This is a genomic window from Enterobacter sp. PL1 (assembly GCF_945957325.1).
GTDB lineage: Bacteria > Pseudomonadota > Gammaproteobacteria > Enterobacterales > Enterobacteriaceae > Enterobacter > Enterobacter roggenkampii.
In genome coordinates, this window is the sequence record NZ_CAMFKT010000094.1 from 1 (window position 1) to 874 (window position 874).

General features: G+C 52.3%; 1 protein-coding gene. It reads left to right on the forward strand.

Features of this window, described 5'->3' with window-relative positions; translation table 11 throughout:
- On the forward strand, positions 1-874 hold an 874-nt coding region (locus tag N6P30_RS24420; RefSeq protein WP_260630014.1), incomplete at both ends, for an IS3 family transposase.

Genomic DNA, 874 nt, shown 5'->3' on the forward strand with positions numbered 1-874 from the left:
GTACTTCGCAAAGCTGTCCGACTGAGGTACGCCTTTATCCGCGACAACAGCCGTTGCTGGCCTGTTCGTTTGCTCTGTCGGGTTCTGGATGTCCATCCGAGTGGATTTTATTTCTGGCTTCAGCAGCCACATTCGCAGCGTCACCAGACAGATCAGATGCTGACCGGGCAAATCAAACAGTTCTGGCTTGAGTCTGGCTGCGTCTATGGTTATCGCAAGATCCATCTCGATCTGCGTGATACCGGACAGCAGTGCGGAGTGAACCGGGTCTGGCGGCTGATGAAGCGTGCCGGAATAAAAGCTCAGGTTGGGTACCGTAGCCCACGAGCACGTAAAGGCGAAGCCAGTATCGTGACACCCAACAGGCTCCAGCGGCAGTTCAATCCGGACTCACCGGATGAGCGTTGGGTGACGGACATAACCTACATCCGAACCCACGAAGGCTGGCTGTATCTGGCCGTGGTGGTTGACCTGTTCTCCCGAAAAGTTATCGGCTGGTCAATGCAACCCCGCATGACAAAAGAGATTGTCCTGAACGCATTACTTATGGCGGTGTGGAGGCGTAATCCTCAAAAGCAGGTACTGGTTCACTCTGATCAGGGTAGTCAGTACACGAGCCATGAGTGGCAGTCGTTCCTGAAATCACACGGTCTGGAAGGCAGCATGAGTCGTCGCGGTAACTGCCACGACAACGCGGTTGCGGAAAGCTTTTTCCAGCTACTGAAACGCGAACGGATTAAGAAAAGGATCTACGGAACGAGAGACGAAGCCAGAAGCGATATTTTTGATTATATCGAAATGTTTTATAACAGTAAGCGTCGGCATGGTTCGAGCGAGCAGATGCCACCGGCTGAATATGAAAACCTATATTATC